17 protein-coding genes and 1 tRNA gene are annotated in these 20,397 nt (G+C 66.3%); 11 read left to right on the top strand and 7 right to left on the bottom strand.

Translation table 11 applies throughout. From position 1 onward, the window contains the following. Window positions 1-37 precede the first annotated feature (37 nt). Window positions 38-316, top strand: coding sequence for a hypothetical protein (locus AC6IY7_RS00615; RefSeq protein ID WP_428988080.1), 279 nt, complete (start codon window positions 38-40; stop codon window positions 314-316). Window positions 317-429: 113 nt separating this feature from the next. Here AC6IY7_RS00615 and AC6IY7_RS00620 read toward each other — a convergent pair whose 3' ends face one another. Both AC6IY7_RS00620 and AC6IY7_RS00625 read right to left on the bottom strand, forming a co-directional pair. Next, window positions 430-1,293 carry a polyphosphate kinase 2 family protein gene (locus AC6IY7_RS00620; RefSeq protein WP_497781040.1) on the bottom strand — a complete coding sequence of 288 codons (864 nt, stop codon included), beginning with the start codon at window positions 1,291-1,293 and terminating at the stop codon, window positions 430-432. Between the two features lie 42 nt (window positions 1,294-1,335). Then, a complete protein-coding gene (locus tag AC6IY7_RS00625) occupies window positions 1,336-3,951 on the bottom strand; it encodes a plasma-membrane proton-efflux P-type ATPase (RefSeq protein ID WP_497781041.1) in 2,616 nt (871 codons plus the stop codon). A 220-nt stretch (window positions 3,952-4,171) separates the two neighbouring features. Between AC6IY7_RS00625 and AC6IY7_RS00630 the strand changes: the two genes are divergently transcribed. Next, window positions 4,172-6,079: a glycosyltransferase family 2 protein gene (locus AC6IY7_RS00630; protein WP_497781043.1), complete on the top strand. Its 1,908-nt coding sequence runs from the start codon at window positions 4,172-4,174 to the stop codon at window positions 6,077-6,079. A gap of 11 nt (window positions 6,080-6,090) precedes the next feature. Further along, entirely contained in the window at window positions 6,091-7,341 is a 1,251-nt protein-coding gene (locus AC6IY7_RS00635; RefSeq protein WP_497781044.1) for a glycosyltransferase family 4 protein, read from the top strand. A gap of 268 nt (window positions 7,342-7,609) precedes the next feature. Here AC6IY7_RS00635 and AC6IY7_RS00640 read toward each other — a convergent pair whose 3' ends face one another. Further along, on the bottom strand, window positions 7,610-8,461 hold the full coding sequence (locus AC6IY7_RS00640; protein WP_497782756.1) for an outer membrane protein: 852 nt from the start codon (window positions 8,459-8,461) through the stop codon (window positions 7,610-7,612). Between the two features lie 338 nt (window positions 8,462-8,799). On the opposite strand from AC6IY7_RS00640, the gene AC6IY7_RS00645 reads away from it, so the two are divergent. From AC6IY7_RS00645 to AC6IY7_RS00670, 6 genes are all read left to right on the top strand, one after another. Further along, window positions 8,800-8,893: transfer RNA gene (locus AC6IY7_RS00645), tRNA-Ser, on the top strand. A 141-nt stretch (window positions 8,894-9,034) separates the two neighbouring features. After that, window positions 9,035-9,733 carry a FecR family protein gene (locus AC6IY7_RS00650; protein WP_497781045.1) on the top strand — a complete coding sequence of 233 codons (699 nt, stop codon included), beginning with the start codon at window positions 9,035-9,037 and terminating at the stop codon, window positions 9,731-9,733. Between the two features lie 142 nt (window positions 9,734-9,875). After that, on the top strand, window positions 9,876-11,009 hold the full coding sequence (gene hflK, locus AC6IY7_RS00655) for an FtsH protease activity modulator HflK (protein ID WP_497781046.1): 1,134 nt from the start codon (window positions 9,876-9,878) through the stop codon (window positions 11,007-11,009). Beyond that, window positions 11,006-11,917: a protease modulator HflC gene (gene hflC, locus AC6IY7_RS00660; RefSeq protein WP_497781047.1), complete on the top strand. Its 912-nt coding sequence runs from the start codon at window positions 11,006-11,008 to the stop codon at window positions 11,915-11,917. The genes hflK and hflC overlap by 4 nt, the downstream gene beginning before the upstream one ends. Window positions 11,918-12,105: 188 nt before the next feature. Next, the gene (locus tag AC6IY7_RS00665) at window positions 12,106-13,608 is read left to right on the top strand and encodes a Do family serine endopeptidase (RefSeq protein ID WP_497781048.1); all 1,503 of its coding nucleotides are present in this window, start codon (window positions 12,106-12,108) and stop codon (window positions 13,606-13,608) included. Between the two features lie 133 nt (window positions 13,609-13,741). Continuing rightward, entirely contained in the window at window positions 13,742-14,899 is a 1,158-nt protein-coding gene (locus AC6IY7_RS00670; protein WP_497781049.1) for a DUF3611 family protein, read from the top strand. Window positions 14,900-14,969: 70 nt separating this feature from the next. On the opposite strand, the gene AC6IY7_RS00675 is transcribed toward AC6IY7_RS00670, so the two are convergent. Together AC6IY7_RS00675 and serB are read right to left on the bottom strand one after the other, a co-directional pair. Further along, a complete protein-coding gene (locus AC6IY7_RS00675; protein ID WP_497781050.1) occupies window positions 14,970-15,389 on the bottom strand; it encodes a rhodanese-like domain-containing protein in 420 nt (139 codons plus the stop codon). Window positions 15,390-15,450: 61 nt separating this feature from the next. Continuing rightward, window positions 15,451-16,350, bottom strand: coding sequence for a phosphoserine phosphatase SerB (gene serB, locus AC6IY7_RS00680; RefSeq protein WP_497781051.1), 900 nt, complete (start codon window positions 16,348-16,350; stop codon window positions 15,451-15,453). 29 nt (window positions 16,351-16,379) lie between these two features. Here serB and miaA point away from each other — a divergent pair, with 29 nt between their 5' ends. Continuing rightward, complete coding sequence (gene miaA, locus AC6IY7_RS00685) at window positions 16,380-17,303, top strand: tRNA (adenosine(37)-N6)-dimethylallyltransferase MiaA (RefSeq protein ID WP_497781052.1); 924 nt, start codon at window positions 16,380-16,382, stop codon at window positions 17,301-17,303. Window positions 17,304-17,630: 327 nt separating this feature from the next. On the opposite strand, the gene AC6IY7_RS00690 is transcribed toward miaA, so the two are convergent. Then, the gene (locus tag AC6IY7_RS00690; RefSeq protein WP_497781053.1) at window positions 17,631-18,791 is read right to left on the bottom strand and encodes an MFS transporter; all 1,161 of its coding nucleotides are present in this window, start codon (window positions 18,789-18,791) and stop codon (window positions 17,631-17,633) included. Window positions 18,792-18,815: 24 nt separating this feature from the next. After that, entirely contained in the window at window positions 18,816-19,649 is an 834-nt protein-coding gene (locus tag AC6IY7_RS00695) for an RMD1 family protein (protein ID WP_497781054.1), read from the bottom strand. A gap of 113 nt (window positions 19,650-19,762) precedes the next feature. On the opposite strand from AC6IY7_RS00695, the gene fdxA reads away from it, so the two are divergent. Further along, the gene (gene fdxA / locus AC6IY7_RS00700; protein ID WP_018265898.1) at window positions 19,763-20,101 is read left to right on the top strand and encodes a ferredoxin FdxA; all 339 of its coding nucleotides are present in this window, start codon (window positions 19,763-19,765) and stop codon (window positions 20,099-20,101) included. Window positions 20,102-20,397: the final 296 nt, after the last annotated feature.

Raw genomic sequence — 20,397 nt, forward strand, 5'->3', positions numbered from 1 at the left:
TGCTCCTCGGCCCGATCGGCGTCATATACGGAGAGCGATGACGGACTCTCAAGAAACCACGCTGATCGAGGCCTTGAAGAAGGTCGATGCGCATGGCGACATCGCGCCGCCGCATGTGCAGGATCCGATGACGATGGCGCTGCGCCAGCGCGCCATCGCGGCCGATCTGATGCGTTGGGACGACAGCCGCGGCCGTTACGTGCTCACCGGCACTGGCCGCAGCCGCATCAGCGCCCGCAATCGCGCGCCGGGAGCAGTGCTGCGCTTCCGCCGCCGCGACGAGAGCGACGGCTCGCCCCAGCGCAAGGCCGACTGACAGGCTTTCCAATTAATCGATGCGATGCGAGCCTGAAGGCTCGCGGTCCGAGCGGTCCCTGGACCGCGAGCCTTCAGGCTCGCTTTACGATCGCGTGCGACTCTATTCGAGGCCTATTTGCCCTTCCCGAAGCTTCCGTTCTTCGCCTCCGCCACGGCCGCGTGATATTTTTTGGCGATCTGCCCGAGATCGACGCGCGTCGGCGGCAGCTTCAGCCCCATCTCGTCCAACGTATCGACGACGATGCGCGAAATGACGAGGTCGCGGAACCATTTATGGTTCGAGGGCACGATGAACCAGGGCGCATGCTTGGCGCTGGTGCGCGAGAGCGCCTCCTCATAGGCCTCCACATATTGCGGCCAATATTCGCGCTCCGTGTAGTCGTTCTCGCTGATCTTCCAATTGCGCGCGGGATCGTCGAGCCGCTGCGCAAAGCGCGCGAGCTGCTCTTGAGGGCTGATGTGGAGATAGAATTTCAGAATGCGCACATTGCCGTCGCGCGTCAGCAGATGCTCGAACTCATTGATCTCGTCGTAGCGCTTCGACCAGACGTCACGCGGGACGAGCTTGTGCACGCGCACGACCAGCACGTCCTCGTAATGCGAGCGATTGAAGATCACGACGTCGCCCTTGGCTGGCGCATGAGCGTGGATGCGCCAGAGAAAATCATGCTCCTGCTCGATCGGCGTCGGCTGCTTGAAGCAGGCGACCGAGACGCCCTGCGGATTCATGCCGGAGAACAAATGGCGGATGGTGCCGTCCTTGCCGGCGGCGTCGAGCCCCTGCAGCACGATGAGCAGAGCCTGCGAGCCGTCGGCGTAGAGCAGATATTGCAGCTTCGCCATCCGCTCGACATGCTCCTTGATCTTGGGCAGCGCCTCCTCGTGAGTTTTGTGCTTGCCCGTGTCGGAGGGGTCGTGATCGGATAGGCGCAGCTTCGCGCCCGGGTCGACGATATATTTGTCACGCCAGTCCATTCGCGTTTCCTCTCGATGGGCGTTTTTTCACGGGGGCCTTCGTCACGGCGCCTTTTCCTGCGCCAGCACGAGGCCGCCGGCGAGCGGCCGCTCGACGGTCGCCACGCTCTTCTCCTGCCGCCTCGTCCTGTGGTCGACGACGCGCGCGACGATCTTGCGCGTGAAGCCGAGGATGAACATGAAGGCGAGGCAATAGGCCCAGACGATGCCGATGAGCCGCAGCGAGATCGGCGGCACGAGCCAGCCGAAATAGCACATGGCCGCGGCGAGAATCTGCGTCGCCACGATCGCGAAGAACAGCTTGGCGGCGGGGAAAGGCGGCATGAAGAACCAGCGCTGCGTGCGCGCGACGAGCAGCAGCAGATGGCCGCCGACGACGAGCTGCAGGAACATCATCGTCTGCAATTGCTGCGGTGTGAACAGCTGCATCGCGTCCCGCAGCGGCTCATGCGCCAGCGCGCGCACGCCGATGAGCAGCAAGCCGAAAGATTCGATGACGCAGACGAGGCCGAGCATGGTCGCGATGGAGAGCAGACGCGGCATTCGCCAGCGGATCGGCTGCGGGGCGACGGGCGTGTTGTCATAGGCGATCGTCATGATCGGCGCGTCGTCGAGCAGCGACATCACCACGATCATCGCCGCGGTGAGCGGCGTGAAGCCCAAAAACACGCTCGACAGCACGACGACGAACATGATGTCGATCGTCAGCGCCACGCGATAGGTGGTGTAGCTCTCGATGCGTCCGAAGATGCGCCGCGCCTCGTCGATCGCGCTGTCGATGACGGAGAGGCCCGGCGCGGTGAGAATCAGCGCCGCGGCGCCGCGCGCGGCGTCGGTCGCGCCGGAGACGGCGATTCCGCAATCGGCCTGCTTCAGCGCCGGCGCGTCATTGACGCCGTCGCCCGTCATGGCGACGAGATGCCCGCGCTGCTGCAGCGCCTTGACGATCGCATATTTGTGCTCCGGAAAGACGCGCGCGAAACCATCCGCCCGCTCGATCGCGTCGACGACGTCGGCAGAGAGATTATTGGGATCGAGATTCTTCGGAAATATATCGGCGGCGGCGACGATATGATCGCCGAGGCCGAGCTGGCGCGCGGTCTCTATGGCGATCGCCGTATCGTCGCCGGTCACCATCTTCACCACGACGCCCTTGGCGCGCGCGGCGGCGATCGTCGCCTTGGAATCGGCGCGCGGCGGATCGAACATGGGCAGAACGCCGAGCAATTGGAACGTCTTGCCCTCGTCCTCCGAGCGCGCCACGCCGAGCGAGCGCGAGCCCTTCTCGGCGAGCTCGTCGACGATTCTTTTCACGCGCTGCGCAACGCCGGGTTCGGCATGGACGAGATCGACGATCGCCTGCGGCGCGCCTTTGGAGACGATGATCGATTTGCCTTGGCGATCCGTCACCGTCGCCTGCGTGCGCTTGCTCACGGGATCGAAGGGGATGAATTTGGTCAGTGAATAGTCCTTCAGCGCGTCCTTGTTCTTCAGCGCGTCGATGCAAGCCGTGTCGATGGCGTCGCGGTCCTCGAGCTTGGAGGCGAGCGCGGCGGCGAGAATACAATCCTGCCCATCCTTGGAGTCGAACAGAATCGGCTCGCTCAAGGTCAGCTGATTCTTGGTGAGCGTGCCGGTCTTGTCGGAGCAGAGAATGTCGACGCCCGCCATCTCCTCTATCGCCGAGAGCTTGGAGACGATCGCTTTCTCCTTCGAAAGCGCGAGCGCGCCGAGCGCCATTGTGACGGAGAAGACGGCCGGCATGGCCACCGGAATGGAGGCCACCATCAGCACGAGCACGAATTGCAGGATGGAGAGCGCGTCCGACATGCTCCAATCATCGACGACGACGAGATCGCGATAGACCTTGACCGCGACCAGCACAACCGCGAGCGCGACGGCGACGACGATGAGAAAATCGCCGATCTCGAACATGGCCTTTTGCGCATGGCTCACCGCTCCGGCGCCGGCGACGAGGCTCGCCGTGCGGCCGAAGAAAGTGTTGGAGCCCGTCGCCGTGACGACGCCGATCATCTCGCCCTGCTTGACGATGCTGCCGGAAAAAGCGGCGTCGCCGACCTTCTTGGCCACGGGCAGGGATTCGCCGGTGAGCGCCGCCTGGTCGATCGAGGCGTAATCGCCGGAAACGAGGCGCAAATCGGCGGGCACGACGACGCCGAGCCGGATTTTCACTATGTCGCCGGGCACGAGCGCGGCCGCGGGCTTGGCGCTCCATTCACCGTCGCGCAGCAATGTGGCCTCTGGCGCGAGGCCCTTCTTCAGCGCGGCGAGCGCGCTGGTGGCCTTGCGATCCTGCCAGAATTCGAGCCCGGCGTTGAACAGCAGCAGAGCGAATATGATGGCGAAATCATTCCAATGGCCGATCAGCGCGGAGACGATCGCCGCGGCTTCGATCATATAGGCCATGGGTCCGGCGAAATAGCCGAGGACTTTCCGCCAGATGCTGACGCGCTTTTCGGCGAGCTCATTGGGGCCGTAGGCTTTCAGCCGGCGGCGCGCCTCATCCGGCGAAAGCCCGCGCTTCGGATCGACACCGAGTCGCGCAAGCACCTCGTCCAACGGCATTTTGCTGTAATCGGCCGCCGCCGGGGGAATGTCTGCGGCATGCGTCGGGCGCGTCCTGGTCGTCAGGGACATGGTGTTTCCCTTTGGCGTGGCTCTCGAAGGCGGCGCCCGCGACGGCGAGCGCATCTCGCGAGACATAGAGCCGTTTTCGCCAGGAAATAGCCTTCGCTTCATCATGAATCGAACGCCGGCCGCATTAACCATGACGTTGACAAGGCGGCGCCCGTCGCCCAAGAGGACGGCCTATTCGGCGCGCCGCGGCGGCGCGCGCAGCTCGAGAATCGGATCGCATTTGACGCGGCAGGCCTATGCGCTGACCCCCGAAAAGGACGTCACCGTCGAAGACGGCCGCTTCTTTTCGCTGTCGAGAGAGCCCTGGCTGCGCGTCGCGGCGCCTTTCGGCGCGAGCCGATTCGTCGAAATCGTCTTTCGCGTGAGCCTGCTGGACGATCCCGTCCGTCCGGTCCTGCGCTTCGTGACGTCCTCTCGCGTCATCGATCGCATGCTCCCCGGCCCGGTGGCCGGCGCAGGCGTGTGGATCGGCGCCCTGCCCCGCGACACGCGCGCGATTCTCGTCAGCCCGACCGACAGGCCCGGCGCTTTCACCTTTACGATCGAGAGCGTGCGGCCCGTCGGCCTCCGGGAGACGCTGACGCGCGTCTGGCGCCACAAGCCCGGCAAGCTCTGGTCCTATTTCCTGCCCACACTGTTCGGCTTTCGCGCGGAGGCTGAAAATGCGGTCGATTGGGCCAGCAATTGGGAGCCGCTCGACGATTTCGAGAATTGGCTCGCGCGACGCGCCCGCGCCTTCGATCCCGCAGGATTCGACGCGCCGCGCAGCGATCCGCGCAACGGGCCGCGCTTCGCCATTCTCGTGTCCGGCGAAGATGCGGCGCCGAACCGATCGGCCGCCACGCTCGCTTCGATCGAAAGACAATCCCCGTTTCACGCGAGAATCGCGCGCAGCGAAGAAGAGCTTCTCCCCCTCCTCCCGGAGACGGATTTCGTCGCTTGTCTGCGGCCCGGCGACGAACTGGCCGATCACGCCTTCGCCTCTCTCGCCGAGACGATCGCGCGCGCTCCGCAGACGAAGCTGATCTACGCCGACGAGCTGCTGCGCACCGAGCGCGGGCTGCGGCCGAGCTTCAAGCCCGATTGGAGTCCGTCGCTCGCGGCGGCGCGCCCCTATCTCGGCCGCTGCGCCTTCTACGCCGTCTCGACGCTCCCGACGCGTGACATCGGCGAAGCGATGCGCTCGGCGCCCTTCCACCTCACGCGCGACGAGATCGCCCATCTGCGCCGCTGGCTTCTCACCCGCGACGACGAATCCGAACTGGCCGTCGTCGCGCCGCCCGCCGCCCCCGCCCCTATGGAGCCGGCGCCGAGCGTCTCCATCATATTGCTGACGCGCGATCGGCCGGACCTCCTCGGCCCCTGCGTCGAGAGCATATTGCGCCTGTCGACGCATCCTGCCTTCGAGCTCGTCATCGTCGACAATGGCAGCCGCGAGGCGGAGACCTTCGCCCTATTCGAGAAGGCGAAGACGGACCCGCGCGTGCGTCTGCTGGCGCGGCCGGAGCCGTTCAATTTCGCGCGGCTCAACAATGACGCCGTCCGCGTCTCGACCGGCGAGGTCGTTCTCTTTCTCAACAATGACACGGTCGTCGTCAGCCTCGATTGGCTGGAGACGCTCTCGCGTCGCGCCATGGCGCCGCAGACGGGCGCCGTCGGCGCGCTGCTGCTCTATCCGGACGGCCGCATCCAGCATGCGGGCGTCACCATAGGCCTCGGCCAGGACGCCGGCCATTTCGGCGCGCTGGTCGCGCCGGATGCGCCGTCCTGGCTCGGCCGCGCCGGCCATGCGCATGAGACCTCCGCCGTCACCGCCGCCTGCATGGCGGTGGAGCGGCGCAAATTCGACGCGGTCGGCGGCTTCGACGAAATCAATCTGCCGATCGAATTCAACGACACCGATCTCTGCCTGCGGCTGGCCGAGCGCGGCTGGACCTCGCTCTATGTCCCGCAGGCGCGGCTGCTGCATTACGAATCGGCCTCGCGCGGCTCGGCTATGTTCCGTCCGATGAGCGTCTATGCGAAGGAGCGCGATTATTTCCGCGACCGCTGGCGCGCCGTCATTCGCGACGACCCCTATTATCATCCAGCCTTGTCGCTCTATGCGCGCCATCCGGCGCTCTGGTAGGCGATGCGAAGATGACACGCCCGATCGTCTATGACGCGACCCATCTCGTCTCGCTCGGACGCGCGTCGAGCGCCGCCGGCATCGGGCGGCTGGACCTCGCTTACGCCCGCCATTTCGCCGCGCATCCGCGCCTCGCCTGCGGCTCCCATTACGGAATGCGCGGCCCACATGTGCTGGCGCCGTCGCGTCTCGCTCAGATCGTCGCCGATGTCACGCCGGCGCCGCGCGACGATTCGGCGGAATGGATGCGGCTGCGCAGCTGGCTGATCGGCGCCGCGGATGATCTCTCCGCGACGACGCCCGCGCGGCCGCGCGCCGCGGCGAGCGAATTGCTGTGGCGCGCGCCGCTGCGCCTCGCCAATGACGCGCCGCGCGTGCTCGCGCCCTCGTCGCTCTACCTCAATATCGCGCAGCACGCCTGCGAGTTCCCGGCGATGTTTCGATGGCTCGCGCGACGGCCGGACATGCGCGCCGTCTTCTTCGTGCATGATCTTCTGCCGCTCGACCGGCCCGAATTTTTCCGGCCAGGCTATGAAGCGCTGTTTCGCCGGCGCATCGACACGATTCTGCGCCACGCCCATGCGCTGCTGACGACGAGCCATGTCGTCGCCGAGCGCCTCCGACGCGAGATCTCGCGCGGGGCCGCGCGCATTCCGATCCATGTCGAGCCGCCGCCTTCGACGCTCGACGACACGATGGACGCGCGTGACGACGCGCTCGCGGGCAGCGATTATTTCGTGCTGCTCTCCACGCTGGAGCCGCGCAAGAATCACCTGATGCTGCTCAATGTCTGGCGCGCCCTCGCCGCTGGCCCGCAGCCGGCGCCCAAGCTCGTCCTCGTCGGCGGACGCGGCTGGGAGAATGAGCAGATCGTCGACATGTTGAAGCGCTGCGAGGCGATTCATCCCTGCGTGCGTTGGATCAGCGGCCTCGCCACGGCCCATCTGCGCCGGCTGCTCGCCAACGCCGATGCGCTGCTGATGCCGAGCTTCGCGGAGGGCTATGGCCTGCCGGTCGTCGAGGCGCTGTCGCTCGGCGCGCCGGCGATCGTCTCCGACATTCCGGTGTTTCGCGAGATCGCGCAGGAGCGCGCTGTTTTTCTGTCGCCGATCGACGGGCTCGGCTGGAAGCGCGCCGTAACCGACTTCTGCTCCCCCGATTCGCCACGACGTCTCGCCGCCATTCGCGCCGCGCAGAGCTTCGAGGCGCCGCATTGGCCGCGCTATTTCGAGCGCGTCGAAGCGTTTCTCGACTCCCTCTGAGCGTCGCATCATCGGCGCAAAAGCCGCCGCCCTGCCCTCCAGAGCGATCGGGTGAAGCTTCCCGATGCGAATAGAGCCAGCGAAGCGGGTGTCTCGCGGCGCCGCCCCGGGCCGGCTCGAAAGACTCTCGGCTTTTGTTTTGACGCGTTTCCAACGCCGAACCGGTGTCCACTTCGGCTGGAAACGCTCGAGAGAAAAGCAAAAAGCCCGGCGCGATCGCGCCGGGCTTTTCCGTTAATTTGCTCGACCCTGTCGGGCCGCGGCCAAATCAATATTTGGCGACGACCGGAGCAGCCGCCGGGCTGAACAGGTTGAAGTGATAGTTCACGCCAGCGCGGACCACATGGCCGTTGAAGCGGGCGGAGCTCTGCGTGGCGCCGACCACCACGCCCGGAAAGGCCAGCGTGCTGTTGGTCGTGACCGAGCCGAGATCGTAATAGAGATATTCGACCTTGGCGCTCCACTTCGGCAGGAACAGCCACTCGACGCCGCCACCGGCGGTCCAGCCGACGCGCGTGTCGGAGAAGCTGCCCGCGGAGGTGCCGACCACGGCGCCGCCGGCCACCTGGAGGACGGAGGTCGTCAGATTGGCCTGGCCATAGGCGAGACCGCCCGTGCCATAGACGAGCAGCGACGGGGTGATCAGATAGCCGATGCGGCCGCGAACCGTGCCGAGATAGTCGAGCGAACGGGAAGCCGAGAGCGTCGACGAGAAGCCCGGGACGCCCGAGGTGCTGGAGGCGGTGTTGTTGCTGCCCGCGACGCCCTGGATGTCGGCCTCGATGCCGGCGACGAAGCTGTTGGCGAACTGATAATTATAGCCGATCTGACCGCCGCCGATGAAACCGTCGCTGTTCGTGCTGACAATGCCCGACCCGAAGGCGGAGAGCACGGCCGGCAGCGCGCCGGGGATGACCGGCGTGGTCGAGATCGAGGTGGTGTTGCTGTCGCTCCAGGTGTAGCCGGCGTTCAAGCCGACGTAAAAGCCAGTCCAAAGAGCCGGCGGCGGCGGCGGCGGCAGAAGGGGCGCAGCCTTTTTGGACGGCAGGTCGGCAGCCAACGCCGAGCCCGCGGAGACGGCCAACGCGAGCGCGGTGGCGGCGAGCAAAGACTTTTTCATCATACGGCCCTCAGTTAGATTTATGGGTCTTCGATCCGCCGCCGCCGGAGCCGGAAGGCCCCGCACGATCGATCGCCGACCGCGACAACCGGGCACAGAAGTGCGCCGTCTGTGGTGAATAGCTACGGATCATTACGAGGGTCGTCAACAAAGGCGGGACCATTGCGGCCGCAATTCGCGGTTTTTGTAGCAGCCTGTGTCAATTGCGCAACAGTGCTGGAGCCCCTGTAAAAATAATCCGCTCGCATCAGCGCCCTTGCCAAGAATTTGCCGCTTTGGCATATCTCAACTCGCGCTCGCCGAAGCGCCGGGATTCGGAGCTTCGGAGAACGCCCTGCGGAGACGTGGCCGAGAGGCTGAAGGCGGCGGTTTGCTAAACCGTTATAGGGTTGTAAAGCCCTATCGAGGGTTCGAATCCCTCCGTCTCCGCCAGCCCCGCCCGCCCCCGAGCCGCCCGCCTCGACAGATTCGAAAGCCCGCGAAAGGTTGCGCTCTGGCCCGCCATGAGGCTAGATGAGGCGCATTGCGACGATCGGCGCGCCATGGATTTTCGATTCACAGGTTGGACCGCTCATGCGTAGACTTTCCGCGGCGCTCGCGGTTTCGGCCGCGCTCGCGTCCCCCGCCATGGCGGAACCGGCGATCGGCGCCGCCGCGAGCATCGAGAAGGACGTGCGCGGCGAAATGGCCGCCCGCGCGGCGAAAATCGTCGTCGGCGACGAGATTTTCGCGCAGGAGGTGCTGCTCACCGGGACCGACAGCCGCGGAAAATTCGTCTTCCAGGACCGCACCGATCTGCAGCTCGGCCCCTCGTCGCGGGTCACGCTCGACAATTTCGTCTATTCCGGCGAGAACGGCGTCGCCTTCAACGCCGCCAAGGGCATATTCCGCTTCGTCAGCGCGCCGGCCGCGCACAAGGACTATGTCGTCCGCACCCCCAATGCGACGATCGGCGTGCGCGGCACGATTTTCGGCGTCCGCGTCGTCTTCGGCCGCACCGACGTCGTTCTCTACGACGGCGCGGTCGAGGTCTGCGCGATCGACGGCGGCCGCTGCCGGCTTCTCGGCTCGCCCTGCACTTTCGTGACGGTCTCCGGAGGGATAGTGACCCAGCCGCAGGCGCTCGGCCGCGGCGACTGGAGCTTCGACGACAGCTGCGGCGGCGGCCAGCGCGCCGGAGGGGGACGCGCCCGCCCGGTGTTCTACCCGGGAACCGGCGGCTTCTCCTCGGGCGGCGGGGCGCAGGCGCGGCCCCCGGTCAGCCCGAACTGACCGAATTCCTCCGCGCGATTTGCGGCACGGCGGCGTTTTTTCGCGGGGCCGCGGTCGGCCGCTCATTGCCGACCCGCCCCGCAACGCTTATAAACCAGCGACGTTCCGCCCTTCGGCGCGATCCTTTTCAAAAAGAGACAATATGCCCTGGAGCAGTCAAGGCGGCGGCCCTCGCAAGCCGAACGACAACGGCCCCTGGGGCCAGGGGCCCTGGGGCGGCGGCGGCCCGCCCGGCGGCGGCGTCCCGCCCGACCTCGAGGAATTGCTGCGCCGCGGCCAGGACGGGCTGCGCCAGTTTCTGCCATCGGGCCTCGGCGGGCGCGGCATCGCCATACTCGCTCTGCTGACCCTGCTCGCCTGGCTCGCCAGCGGCTTCTACACCGTCGGCCCCAATGAGGTCGGGCTCAATCTGATCTTCGGCAAATATCGCGGCAAGACCCAGGCCGGCCTCAACTACAATCTCCCCTCGCCGATCGGGACAGTGGTCAAGCTCGCGGTCACGGATCGCAACGCCGTCGACATCGGCTTCCGCGAGCAGCCGGCCACGCGGCGCACCGGCCCGCTGGCGCCCGAGGCGCCGGAAGAGAGCCTCATGCTCACCGGCGACGAGAATATCGCCGACGTCAAATTCCGCGTCTTCTGGCAGATCGATCCGGCCCATCCGGAGGATTACGCCTTCAATGTCGCCAATCCGGCGTCCACGGTGAAGGCGATCGCCGAGAGCGCGATGCGCGAGATCGTCGGCCAGTCGCAGATTCAGAAGATTCTGACCGCCGACCGCAAGCTCATCGAGCCCGCGAGCCAGCAGCTGATGCAGAAGCTGCTGGACGAATATCACAGCGGCGTTCTGGTGCTGCAGGTGCTGCTGCTGTCGGTCGACCCGCCCGCCTCAGTCATCGCCGCCTTCCGCGACGTGACCTCCGCGCAGCAGGATCTGCAGAGGCTCGGCAATGAGGCCGACGCCTATGCCAATCGCGTCGTGCCGGAGGCGCGCGGCGCCTCCGCCCGCATATTGCAGGAGGCCGAGGCCTATCGCGAACAGATCGTCGCCGAGGCGCAGGGCCAGGCGTCCCGCTTCGACCAGATCTACGATCAATATAAGAAAGCCCCCTCCATCACCCGCCAGCGCCTCTATCTCGAGACGATGGAGCGCGTGCTCGGCGGCGCGGAGAAGGTCATCGTCGACGAGGCGCCGAGCAGCGGCTCGGGCGGCGGCTCTGTGATTCCCTATCTCCCCCTGCCCGGCTTTTCCACCACGCAAGGAGGCCGCAAGTGAGGAGTTCTCTGGCTCTCTTCGGCCTTTTGTTCGGCGTGCTGGCGCTGATCGCGGCCGGCGGCGCGCTGTTCACCGTCACCCAGACCGAGCAGGCGCTGGTGCTGCGATTCGGCGAGCCGGTCGCCGGCCGCGGGCTCATCACCGAGCCCGGCCTGCACTATAAAATCCCCTTCATCGAGAATGTGATCTTTCTCGACAATCGCATTCTCGACGTCGAGAGCCCCAATCTCGAAGTGCTCGCCTCCGACAATCAGCGTCTCGAGGTCGACAGCTTCATCCGTTATCGCATCGTCGATCCGCTGCGCTTCTACCAATCGGTCGGCGGCATAGCCGGCGCCAATAATCAGCTCGCCTCGGTGCTGAACTCGGCCGTGCGGCGCGTGCTCAGCGAGGCCAATCAGCAGCAGATCGTGCGCGACGAGCGCGCCGCGCTGATGGTGAAAATCCGCCAGCAGGCCAATCTCGAGGCGCGCAAATTCGGCGTCGACGTCGTCGATGCGCGCATCCGCCGGGTCGACCTGCCGCAGCAGATTTCCGAGAAGGTCTATGGCCGCATGCAGACCGAGCGCGCCAGAGAGGCGGCGGAATATCGCGCACAAGGCGCCGAGCAGGCGCAGAAGATCACCGCCAGGGCCGATCGCGACGTGATCGTGCTGAAGGCCGAGGCGCAGCGCCGCGCCGATCAGCTCAAGGGCGAAGGCGACGCCGAGCGCAACCGCATTTTCGCCGAGGCCTTCGGCAAGGATCCGGATTTCTTCGCCTTCTACCGCTCGATGCAGGCCTATGAGGCCGCCTTCAAGCCGGGCGACACCCGCTTCCTGGTCAGCCCGCGCTCGGATTTCTTCAAGTTTTTCGGGACGCCCTCGTCCGGCAAAGCCGCCGAGGAGCCGGCGCCGCAGAAGAAATAGAGTCGCGGCCGCCGTCAAAATAAGGTACAGAAGGTAGGATTTACGCGAACGCCCAACTCTCGCCGCTTTGCTGGCAGAGTGCGAGCGGAGTCGTCCGACAGTCTTCGCAGCATCGTCGATCGCCCGAAACGCGAATTCGCGCTTTCGCCGCGGCTCGAGACGCCGCCCGGTCTCAGGAGAGCAAGAGTATGACATCTGCCGCGTCCGTTTCGCTTTTCACGGCGCTGAGGCGCGCCCTCGCCGCAGGGCTCGTCGGCGCGCTGGTCGCCGGCCCGCTGGCGACGACGCCGGCGCTCGCCAAGGGGCCCGATTCGCTCGCCGACCTCGCCGCGACGGTGCAGGACGCGGTCGTCAACATCTCCGCGACGCAGACGGTCGAGCAGAAGCGCGGCAAGGAGGCGACCCCGAACGGCCAGCCCTCCACGCCTTTCGACGAATTGTTCGAGGAGTTTCTCAAGCGTCGCCAGCAGCAGGGCCAGGGCGCCCCGGAGCTGCCGCGTCAGCGCAAATCGGCTTCGCTCGGCTCCGGCTTCGTCATCGACGCTTCCGGCATCGTCATCACCAATAATCATGTGATCGCCGACGCCAACGAGGTGACGGTCATCTTCACCGATGGGCAGAAGCTCAAGGCGGAAGTGATCGGCAAGGACCAGAAGGTCGATGTGGCGGTGCTGAAGGTGAAGCCCGAGAAGCCGCTGAAGGCGGTGAAATTCGCCGATAGCGACAAGGCCCGCGTCGGCGATTGGGTGCTCGCGGTCGGCAATCCCTTCGGCCTCGGCGGCTCGGTGACGGCGGGAATCGTCTCGGCCCGCAACCGCAATATCGACAGCGGCCCCTATGACAATTACATCCAGACCGACGCCTCGATAAACAAGGGCAATTCCGGCGGCCCCCTGTTCAATCTCGACGGCGAGGTGATCGGCATCAACACGGCCATTCTGTCGCCCTCCGGCGGCTCGGTCGGCATCGGCTTCGCGACGCCCGCCAATACGGTGCAGCCGGTCATCGAGCAGCTGCAGAAATTCGGCGAGACCCGGCGCGGGTGGCTCGGCGTGCGCATTCAGAACGTCGATGACGGCATCGCCGAGAATCTCGGCCTCGGCGCCACGCGCGGCGCGCTGGTCGCCGGCGTGGACGACAAGGGCCCCTCCAAGACGGCGGGTCTGAAGGCCGGCGACGTCATCGTCAAATTCGACGGCAAGGCCATCAAGGAATCGCGCGATCTGCCCAAGCTCGTCGCCGCGACGCCGGTCGGCAAGGATGTCGAGGTTCTCATCGTCCGCAATGGCAAGGAGCAGACGAAATCGATCAAGCTCGGCCGCCTCGAGGATGGCGAGAAGCTCGCCTCCACCGACGCGCCGAAGACCGAGAACATCGAGAAGACCGCCGCGCAGAAGGCGCTCGGCCTCGAGCTCTCCTCGCTTTCTGACGAGCTGCGCAACCGCTTCCAGATCAAAGAGAATGTGAAGAACGGCGTCATCATCACCGGCGTCGATCCGCGCTCCGACGCGGCGGACAAGCGCCTGCAGCCGGGCGAGATTCTGCTCGAGATCAATCAGGAGCCGGTCGCCGATCCCGCCGATGCTGTGAAAAAAGTGAAGGCGCTGAAGGACGGCGGCAAGAAATCGGCGCTGCTGATCGTCGCCAACGCCCAGGGCGACACGCATTTCGTCGCTCTGACCCTCGACTGACATGGGGCCCGGCGCCCGCGCGGCGCCGGATCAGCCCCAGGCTTTCGCCTTCGCGAGAGCGCCCTATCTGGCGAGAAGATCGCCCGCGTCGGAGATCGACGCGGCGTTTTCGTTCTGCCGGATAGCGATTCCCATGCGCTCTTCTGTCGCCCGCGCCAATTTCGTCTCGCTGCTCGTCCTCGGCGTCCTGGTCCTGGCGCTCGGATGGCTCGCCGCTTTTTCGGAGCGGCCGCTCACCAGCCTCCCCTTCGCGCTGCATGTCTCGCTCGGCGTCGTCGCCGGGGCCTTGCTGCTCGCGCAGATCGTTCTGCGGCTCGCCGTTCCGCCGCCAGCCCTGCCGGCGCGCTGGTCGAAGACGCGCCGATGCGGCGCCGCCTTCTGTGAGTTTGCGATCTATCTCTCGCTGGTCCTGCTGGTCGCGACCGGCGCGCTCTGGGGCTATTTCGGCGGCGCGCCGCTCGCCGTCCTCGGCTATCCCCTGCCCGCGTCACCTGCGGCGGACCCGCGGCTCGTCGACCTATTGGGTCCGGCCGCAGCTCAGGCGCTCGGCCTCGCCGGCGCGACCGCTTCCGAGGCGCTGCTGGCGGCGCATCGCCTCCTCGCCCTGATCTTCGCTGTTTCTATCGTGCTCTATGTCGCGCTCGGCGGCTTTGCCCGCTTCCGCCCGGAGCCTCCGCCCGAGGCGCCGCGCCTCGCGCCAGCGCTGATCGAGCCATCGCCGACGCACGGACTGTCCTCGCGACTGCGCCTGTTCGGCTGGCTGCAATTCTGGCCGCAGCTCGCCATTGCGCTCGCGAGCGGCGTGCTGCTGCAATTCTCGACCTCGGGACGCGCCTTCAGCCCGAGCCAGAGCGGCTATGGCGACGCCATCTATTGGAGCTTCTGCGCCTTTCTGCTGCTGTGCGCGGCGGCCGCGCTGGCTTTTTTCTACACGCGCGCGGCGCGTTCGGTGGCGCGGCCCGATTATCTCGGCGTCCACAAGGTCACGGCCTTCTGGTTTCTCTCGCTCGGCCTGCTCATCGGCCTCGCCGGCGTGGTTCTGTCCTTCGTCGGCCTGTCGCTCAGCGTCTCGCTGCTCGTCGCCAAGACGGTGTCGCAGCCGCCCGGCATCGCCATCACCGACCCCAATAAGATCATCCGCGCGCTGGACGTCTTCATTCTGCTGGTGAATTTCGCGCTGCTTCTCGGCCATTTCATCGGCGTCGCGATCGCCGCCTGGCTCACTTCAGAGGCCACCCGCACCCGCTATCGCTTCGCGGTCGCGACGCCGCCGCAGGAAAGCCGCGCGTGAGCGGCCATCGAAGCCCCTAGAGTTTCGACGCGATTCCAAAGCCGAACCAGCATCCTCGTCGCTGAAAAAGCTAGCAGGCGCAGTTGGTTTCGTTGTCGGCGACCGTCGACTGTGCGCCGTCCGTGCCATAGCCGTCGCGCTTCCACCAGTCGAGACCGCCGATGAGTTCTTTAACGCGAAAACCGAGTCGGGCGAGAGTCAAAGCCCCCTTTGTGGACGCATTGCAGCCAATGCCGTCGCAATAGGTCACATGAAGCACGTCGCGACGAAGATGCGCCGTCGTAGCCTCGTTCATGGTCCGATGGGGAAGACTGACGGCGTCAGGGATGTGTTCCTTTTCATAGGCTTCTTCGATCGACCGAGCGTCGATAATGACGATCTCCTCCTCCGACATGCGGAGGTCCCAGGCATCGATCTCGAATTCGAGCTTTGCCGCGTAATGCGCAATGCGCGCCTCGTCGAGGCTCGGCTTCTTCGTCGATTCGACCATGAAATTCACCCTCTTGCTCTCGTGACTGCAATTTTTTGCGCGCAGAGCGCCTGCTCGAAACTCAGCTCTCGACAAAGTCCGTGCGCCGATAGCCCTGCGCGAACAATAGCGCCGAGAGATCGGCGCGATCGACGCGCGCGGCCGCGGCGGCGGCCACCTTCGGCTTGGCGTGATAGGCGACGCCGAGCCCGGCGACGGCGAGCATGTCGAGATCATTGGCGCCGTCGCCGACCGCGAGCGTCGCCTCGACCGGCAACCGCAAGCGCGCGCGCAACTCCTCGAGCGCCTCGCGCTTGGCCGCCGCGCCCGCGATCGGCGGCAGCACGACGCCAGTGATTCGGCCGTCGCGCGTTTCCAGCCGATTGGCGCGCGCCTCGTCGAAGCCGAGGCCGGCGGCGATCTTCTCGGCGAACAGAGTGAAGCCGCCGGAGACGAGCGCCGCGTAGGCGCCATTGGCGCGCATGGTCGCGACCAGCGCCCGCGCGCCCGGCGTGAAGGTCAGGCGCTCGGCCAATATGGTCTCGATGATGGCGACCGGCAGGCCGGCGAGCAGAGCGACGCGCTCGCGCAGCGCCGGCTCGAATTCGAGCTCGCCGCGCATCGCCCTTTCGGTGATCTCGGCGATGCGCTCGCGAATGCCGGCGAATTCGGCGAGCTCGTCGACGCATTCCTGGCCGATCATCGTCGAATCCATGTCGGCGATGAGCAGCCGCTTGCGCCGCGCGGCCTTCGGCTGGACGATCACATCGGCGCCGGCTTCGCTCGCCGCCGTCTGCAAGGCGAGACGCAGAGCCGGCAGCGCCTCCGCCGCGAGCGGGAACGAGATTTCGAAGGCGACGCCGGGCTCCAGCCAATCGACCGCGCCGGCGAGCGCAGACGCCCGAACGGCCTCGGCCGTCAGCGGCGGGCCATTCGGGCCGGCGACGAAGGTCGCGACATATTCGATAGGCGCTTTTGACATTTCGCTCGTTTTGTCGTTGCGAAGGGCCAATGACGAGACGCGCTATTCTCATCGCAGGACCGACGGCGAGCGGCAAGTCCGCTCTCGCGCTGGCGATCGCCCGGCGCCTCGGCGGCGCCGTGGTCAACGCCGATTCGATGCAGGTCTATCGCGACCTGCGCATTTTGACCGCGCGCCCGACGCCAGACGAGGAGCGCGGCGTCCGCCACGAGCTTTTCGGCCATGTCGACGCTTCGGTGAATTATTCCGTCGGCCGCTGGCTCGAGGATTTTCGGCGTCTGCTCGAGAGGCTCGCGCAGGAGGGCGTCACGCCCATCGTCGCCGGCGGCACGGGCATGTATTACAAGGCCGCACTCCACGGTCTCTCGGATATTCCGCAAGTCCCGCCCGAGATTCGCGAGAAAATCCGCGCCAAAGCGGAAGGACGCGCGCCGGAATATCTGCACGCGCAGCTGACCGAGCGCGACCCCGAGACGGCGGCGAAGCTTCGACCCACCGATCCGCAACGCATCCTGCGCGCTCTGGAAGTCTTCGAGGCGACGGGCAAGCCGCTCGCCTCCTTCCAGGGCGCGCGCATGGCCTCGTTGCTCGACCAATCGGAATGCCTCGCCTTCTTCCTCGCCCCGCCGCGTGACGAGCTCTATGCGCGCATAGACGCGCGTTTCGACGATATGCTCCGCACAGGCGCGCTGGAGGAGGTGGAGGCGATGGGCGCGCGCGGGCTCGATCCCGCTCTGCCGGCCATGCGCGCGCATGGGGCGCCGCATCTCTTGCGATTTTTGCGCGGGCAACTGTCGCTCGAGGAAGCCGCCCTGCGGGGCAAGCTCGACACGCGCCATTATTCGAAGCGGCAATTCACCTTCGCGCGTCACCAGCTGCCATCGTTTCGCTGGATCGCGCCCGGGGAGACGGAGGCGGTCGTCGATGAGGCGGCGCAATTCATCCGCGAATGAGCGCCTGCCTTCGACGGCTCTGATATCCCTCGCTGAAGCGCCGAATCTACCCCCTCTCCCCCTCGTGGGCTATCGGCTTCACACATCGCGAGACGCCGTGGCCGTCCTGGCCGGGCTTGTCCCGGCCATCCACGCCAGGCAGCTGAAAAACGAAGGAAAGCGCCAGCCATCGACGGACTTCATCCCATGTCGGGCTCTGCCGGAGCTTCGGCTTCACGCCAAACTTTCGAGACGCCTCGGCGTGTTGGCGTGGATGGCCGGGACAAGCCCGGCCAAGACGTCGCGCGGACGAGGAGGATGGGTGCGATAGCGCAAAGCGCGGGAGGGTTAGGGAGGGGACGCGCGCCGCTCGGCGAGATTGGCGATGGCGAGCAGCGTCGCGCCGATCAGCGAGAGCCCGCCGATCAGCGCATAGAAAAGGCCGAGTGCACTCGGCGCGAGCGCGCCGAACAGGAAGGAGGTCGAGAAAATGCCGAGGTTGAGCAGGCTCGCGTGATAGGAATTGATGGTGCCGCGAAATTGCGCGGACATTCCGCTCAGCCGCGCGTGATGCAGCGGGCCGCCGCAGCCATAGCCGAAGGCCCAGGGCAATCCGACGAGCCCGAGCTGCAGCGCCGAATTGGCCGGCAGAGCGAAAGCGAAAACGCCGGCCGTGGCGGCGAAACAGGCGATCGGCAGCGCCTTGTAGGAAAGCAGCCCGCGCGCCATCGGCCCCGCCAGATTGCCGGCGATGGTCACGAGGCCGAAGAAGCCCGCCAATAGGCCGGCGTCGGTCGGCGAGAGCGACAGCTTGCGCGCCGCGACATCGGCGACGACCACGCCGAAGCCGGCGACCGAGCCCAGCCAGAAATAGCTCGCCGCCAGCCGCCGCACGACGCCCGGCGTCGCCAGCGCGCCTCTATGGGTCGCGACGAAAGAGACGACGCCTCCGCCATGCGAGCGGCCGGGCCGAAACGCGGCCGAGACCGCCACAAAGGCGAGCGCCGCCAGCAGCGCCAGAAGATAATAGGCGTAGCGCCAGCCGAAGCGGTCGGCGATCCATCCGGCGATGGAGGGCGTGATCACGAAGGCCGACATCAGCCCGACGAAGACGCGCGCCGTACGAATATCCACCTCCTCGGGCGATGAGGAATCGGCGACGAAGGACAGGGAATTGGGCTGGACGAAGGCCCCGCAGAGGCCGGCGAGGCCGCTGAGCGCTATGGCCACGGAGAGATTGGAGGAATTGGCGAGAGCGGCGCTGAGCAGAGCGAAGCCGAGCAGCCCCGCCTGCAACGGACGCTTGCGGCCGAATCGGTCGGACAAAGGCCCGGCGATGATGGCGAAGCCCGCATAGGCGAGGCCGTAGGCGGCCGGCAGATAGGCGATCGCCGCCGGCGACACGCCGAAATCCGGGGCCATGGCGGTCATCAGCGGCCCGGCGACGACCTCCGCGGAGCCGACCAGGAACAGAGCCGCGGCCAGAATGGAGAGCTGACCGAGGGTCAAGCGCGCGCTTTCGACATAAAGGTCTCAATGCGCCCGCTGAACGAAGATCTGGAACAGTGTGAGCAGAATTTCGGCGAGGATTAGCACGACGACGGTCGCCTCCAGCCGCACCGAACGGTCGACGTCGATGATCTCCGTCAGCGCCCGCGCCGTCTCGCCGATGACGTCGACCTTCGCCTTCAGGGTCTGGCCGCGCGCCTCGAGCTCATATTCATCCTCGAGCCTCGAATAGAGGCGCTCCAAATCCGGCCGGTCCCAGAGCACATCCGGCTTGTCCTCGACGGCGACGCGGCCGGAGACGCGATGCTGCACCAGCAGCGTCTGGCCGATGAGCTCCAGCATGGCGCGGCGGCGGAAGGGCGGCCGCCCCTTGCTGGCGAGCTCGGTGGCGAAAGGCTCGATCGTGTCGAAGACCGCATTGACGCGCCGCTCGTCGCGGGCGAGCGCCACGCTCTTGGCCAGGGCGTCGGCGACCACCAGCAGCCGCTCGCCCGAGGTGTCCTTGATCGCCAGCCGGCCGTTGGCGAGCGTCTTGTCGTCGCTGTCGGGCGCGATCTCCAGCACCAGCGTCTCGTCGTCGCGCCGCGTCGCGGCCCCGGCGACGCGGGCCCCGACCTTGGCGAGGATCTCGTCCTCCTCGAGCGGCGACAGGCCGAACAGCACGGCGACGCCGAATCGGTAGAGGACGACGAACCCCGATTGCCCCGCCGGAAAGGCGAGCGGCGAGGTCGAGACGAGATCTGCGCGCTCGAGGCCGCTGGTGTCGATGCGCTCGCCGAGCAGCAGGGCCCGCGCCGTCACGCAACGCGCCGCCGGCAGGGCGGCGACGCCCTCGGAGGCCGATTCGATTTCCGCCATAGACTGATTCCCTTCCAACGCCTCGCAGGATATCATGCGCGCCGCGCGGGCCGGGAGGCCGCTTGCAACCCAGTATCAAAAACGCTAGCAAGCCCGCGGATCGAGGACGCCCCATGCCTTACGTCGTCACGGAAAACTGTATCAAGTGCAAATATATGGATTGCGTCGAAGTCTGTCCCGTCGACTGCTTCTACGAAGGCGCCAACATGCTGGTGATCCATCCGGACGAATGTATCGACTGCGGCGTGTGCGAGCCTGAATGCCCGGCCGAGGCGATCAAGCCCGACACCGAGCCGGACCTCGAGAAATGGATGGCGCTGAACGCCGAATACGCCCAGACTTGGCCCAATGTCACGGTCAAGCGGGACCCGCCGGCGGACGCCAAGGAATGGGATGGCAAGCCCGGCAAGCTCGAGGCGCATTTCTCGCCCGAGCCGGGCGAAGGCGACTGACGCCGCGCCGTCCACAGCGGCTACGCCGCCAAAATCGTTAACAAATTCAACGGCTGCCGCGCGGCCGCTCGTAACCATGCGGAAAGGCGCCGGCGCCTTTCCTTTGATTTTTCCCGTACCACATGATATACGGAACATTAAGAATTAGCTTTCGGGCGCTAGGGGCGCAAGCGTGGCGATCTCCACAGCGGAGATAGCGGCCAGCCGCCGACGTCGAGAACGGGCGAAGATGGCGGCTCCTCCGCCAGCGTCGGCTCTATATTGTGAAGCGTCGGACTTTCGCCAGCCACAGTATG

The organism is Methylosinus sp. is20ea, from assembly GCF_059718135.1.

What these genes read in the sequence shown, in the direction of transcription:
- AC6IY7_RS00615 (WP_428988080.1), top strand. Translation starts at nt 38, where the DNA reads ATGACGGACTCTCAAGAAACCACGCTGATCGAGGCCTTGAAGAAGGTC.
- AC6IY7_RS00620 (WP_497781040.1), bottom strand. Translation starts at nt 1,293, where the DNA reads ATGGACTGGCGTGACAAATATATCGTCGACCCGGGCGCGAAGCTGCGC.
- AC6IY7_RS00625 (WP_497781041.1), bottom strand. Translation starts at nt 3,951, where the DNA reads ATGTCCCTGACGACCAGGACGCGCCCGACGCATGCCGCAGACATTCCC.
- AC6IY7_RS00635 (WP_497781044.1), top strand. Translation starts at nt 6,091, where the DNA reads ATGACACGCCCGATCGTCTATGACGCGACCCATCTCGTCTCGCTCGGA.
- AC6IY7_RS00640 (WP_497782756.1), bottom strand. Translation starts at nt 8,461, where the DNA reads ATGAAAAAGTCTTTGCTCGCCGCCACCGCGCTCGCGTTGGCCGTCTCC.
- AC6IY7_RS00650 (WP_497781045.1), top strand. Translation starts at nt 9,035, where the DNA reads ATGCGTAGACTTTCCGCGGCGCTCGCGGTTTCGGCCGCGCTCGCGTCC.
- hflK (WP_497781046.1), top strand. Translation starts at nt 9,876, where the DNA reads ATGCCCTGGAGCAGTCAAGGCGGCGGCCCTCGCAAGCCGAACGACAAC.
- AC6IY7_RS00665 (WP_497781048.1), top strand. Translation starts at nt 12,106, where the DNA reads ATGACATCTGCCGCGTCCGTTTCGCTTTTCACGGCGCTGAGGCGCGCC.
- AC6IY7_RS00670 (WP_497781049.1), top strand. Translation starts at nt 13,742, where the DNA reads ATGCGCTCTTCTGTCGCCCGCGCCAATTTCGTCTCGCTGCTCGTCCTC.
- AC6IY7_RS00675 (WP_497781050.1), bottom strand. Translation starts at nt 15,389, where the DNA reads ATGGTCGAATCGACGAAGAAGCCGAGCCTCGACGAGGCGCGCATTGCG.
- serB (WP_497781051.1), bottom strand. Translation starts at nt 16,350, where the DNA reads ATGTCAAAAGCGCCTATCGAATATGTCGCGACCTTCGTCGCCGGCCCG.
- miaA (WP_497781052.1), top strand. Translation starts at nt 16,380, where the DNA reads ATGACGAGACGCGCTATTCTCATCGCAGGACCGACGGCGAGCGGCAAG.
- AC6IY7_RS00695 (WP_497781054.1), bottom strand. Translation starts at nt 19,649, where the DNA reads ATGGCGGAAATCGAATCGGCCTCCGAGGGCGTCGCCGCCCTGCCGGCG.
- fdxA (WP_018265898.1), top strand. Translation starts at nt 19,763, where the DNA reads ATGCCTTACGTCGTCACGGAAAACTGTATCAAGTGCAAATATATGGAT.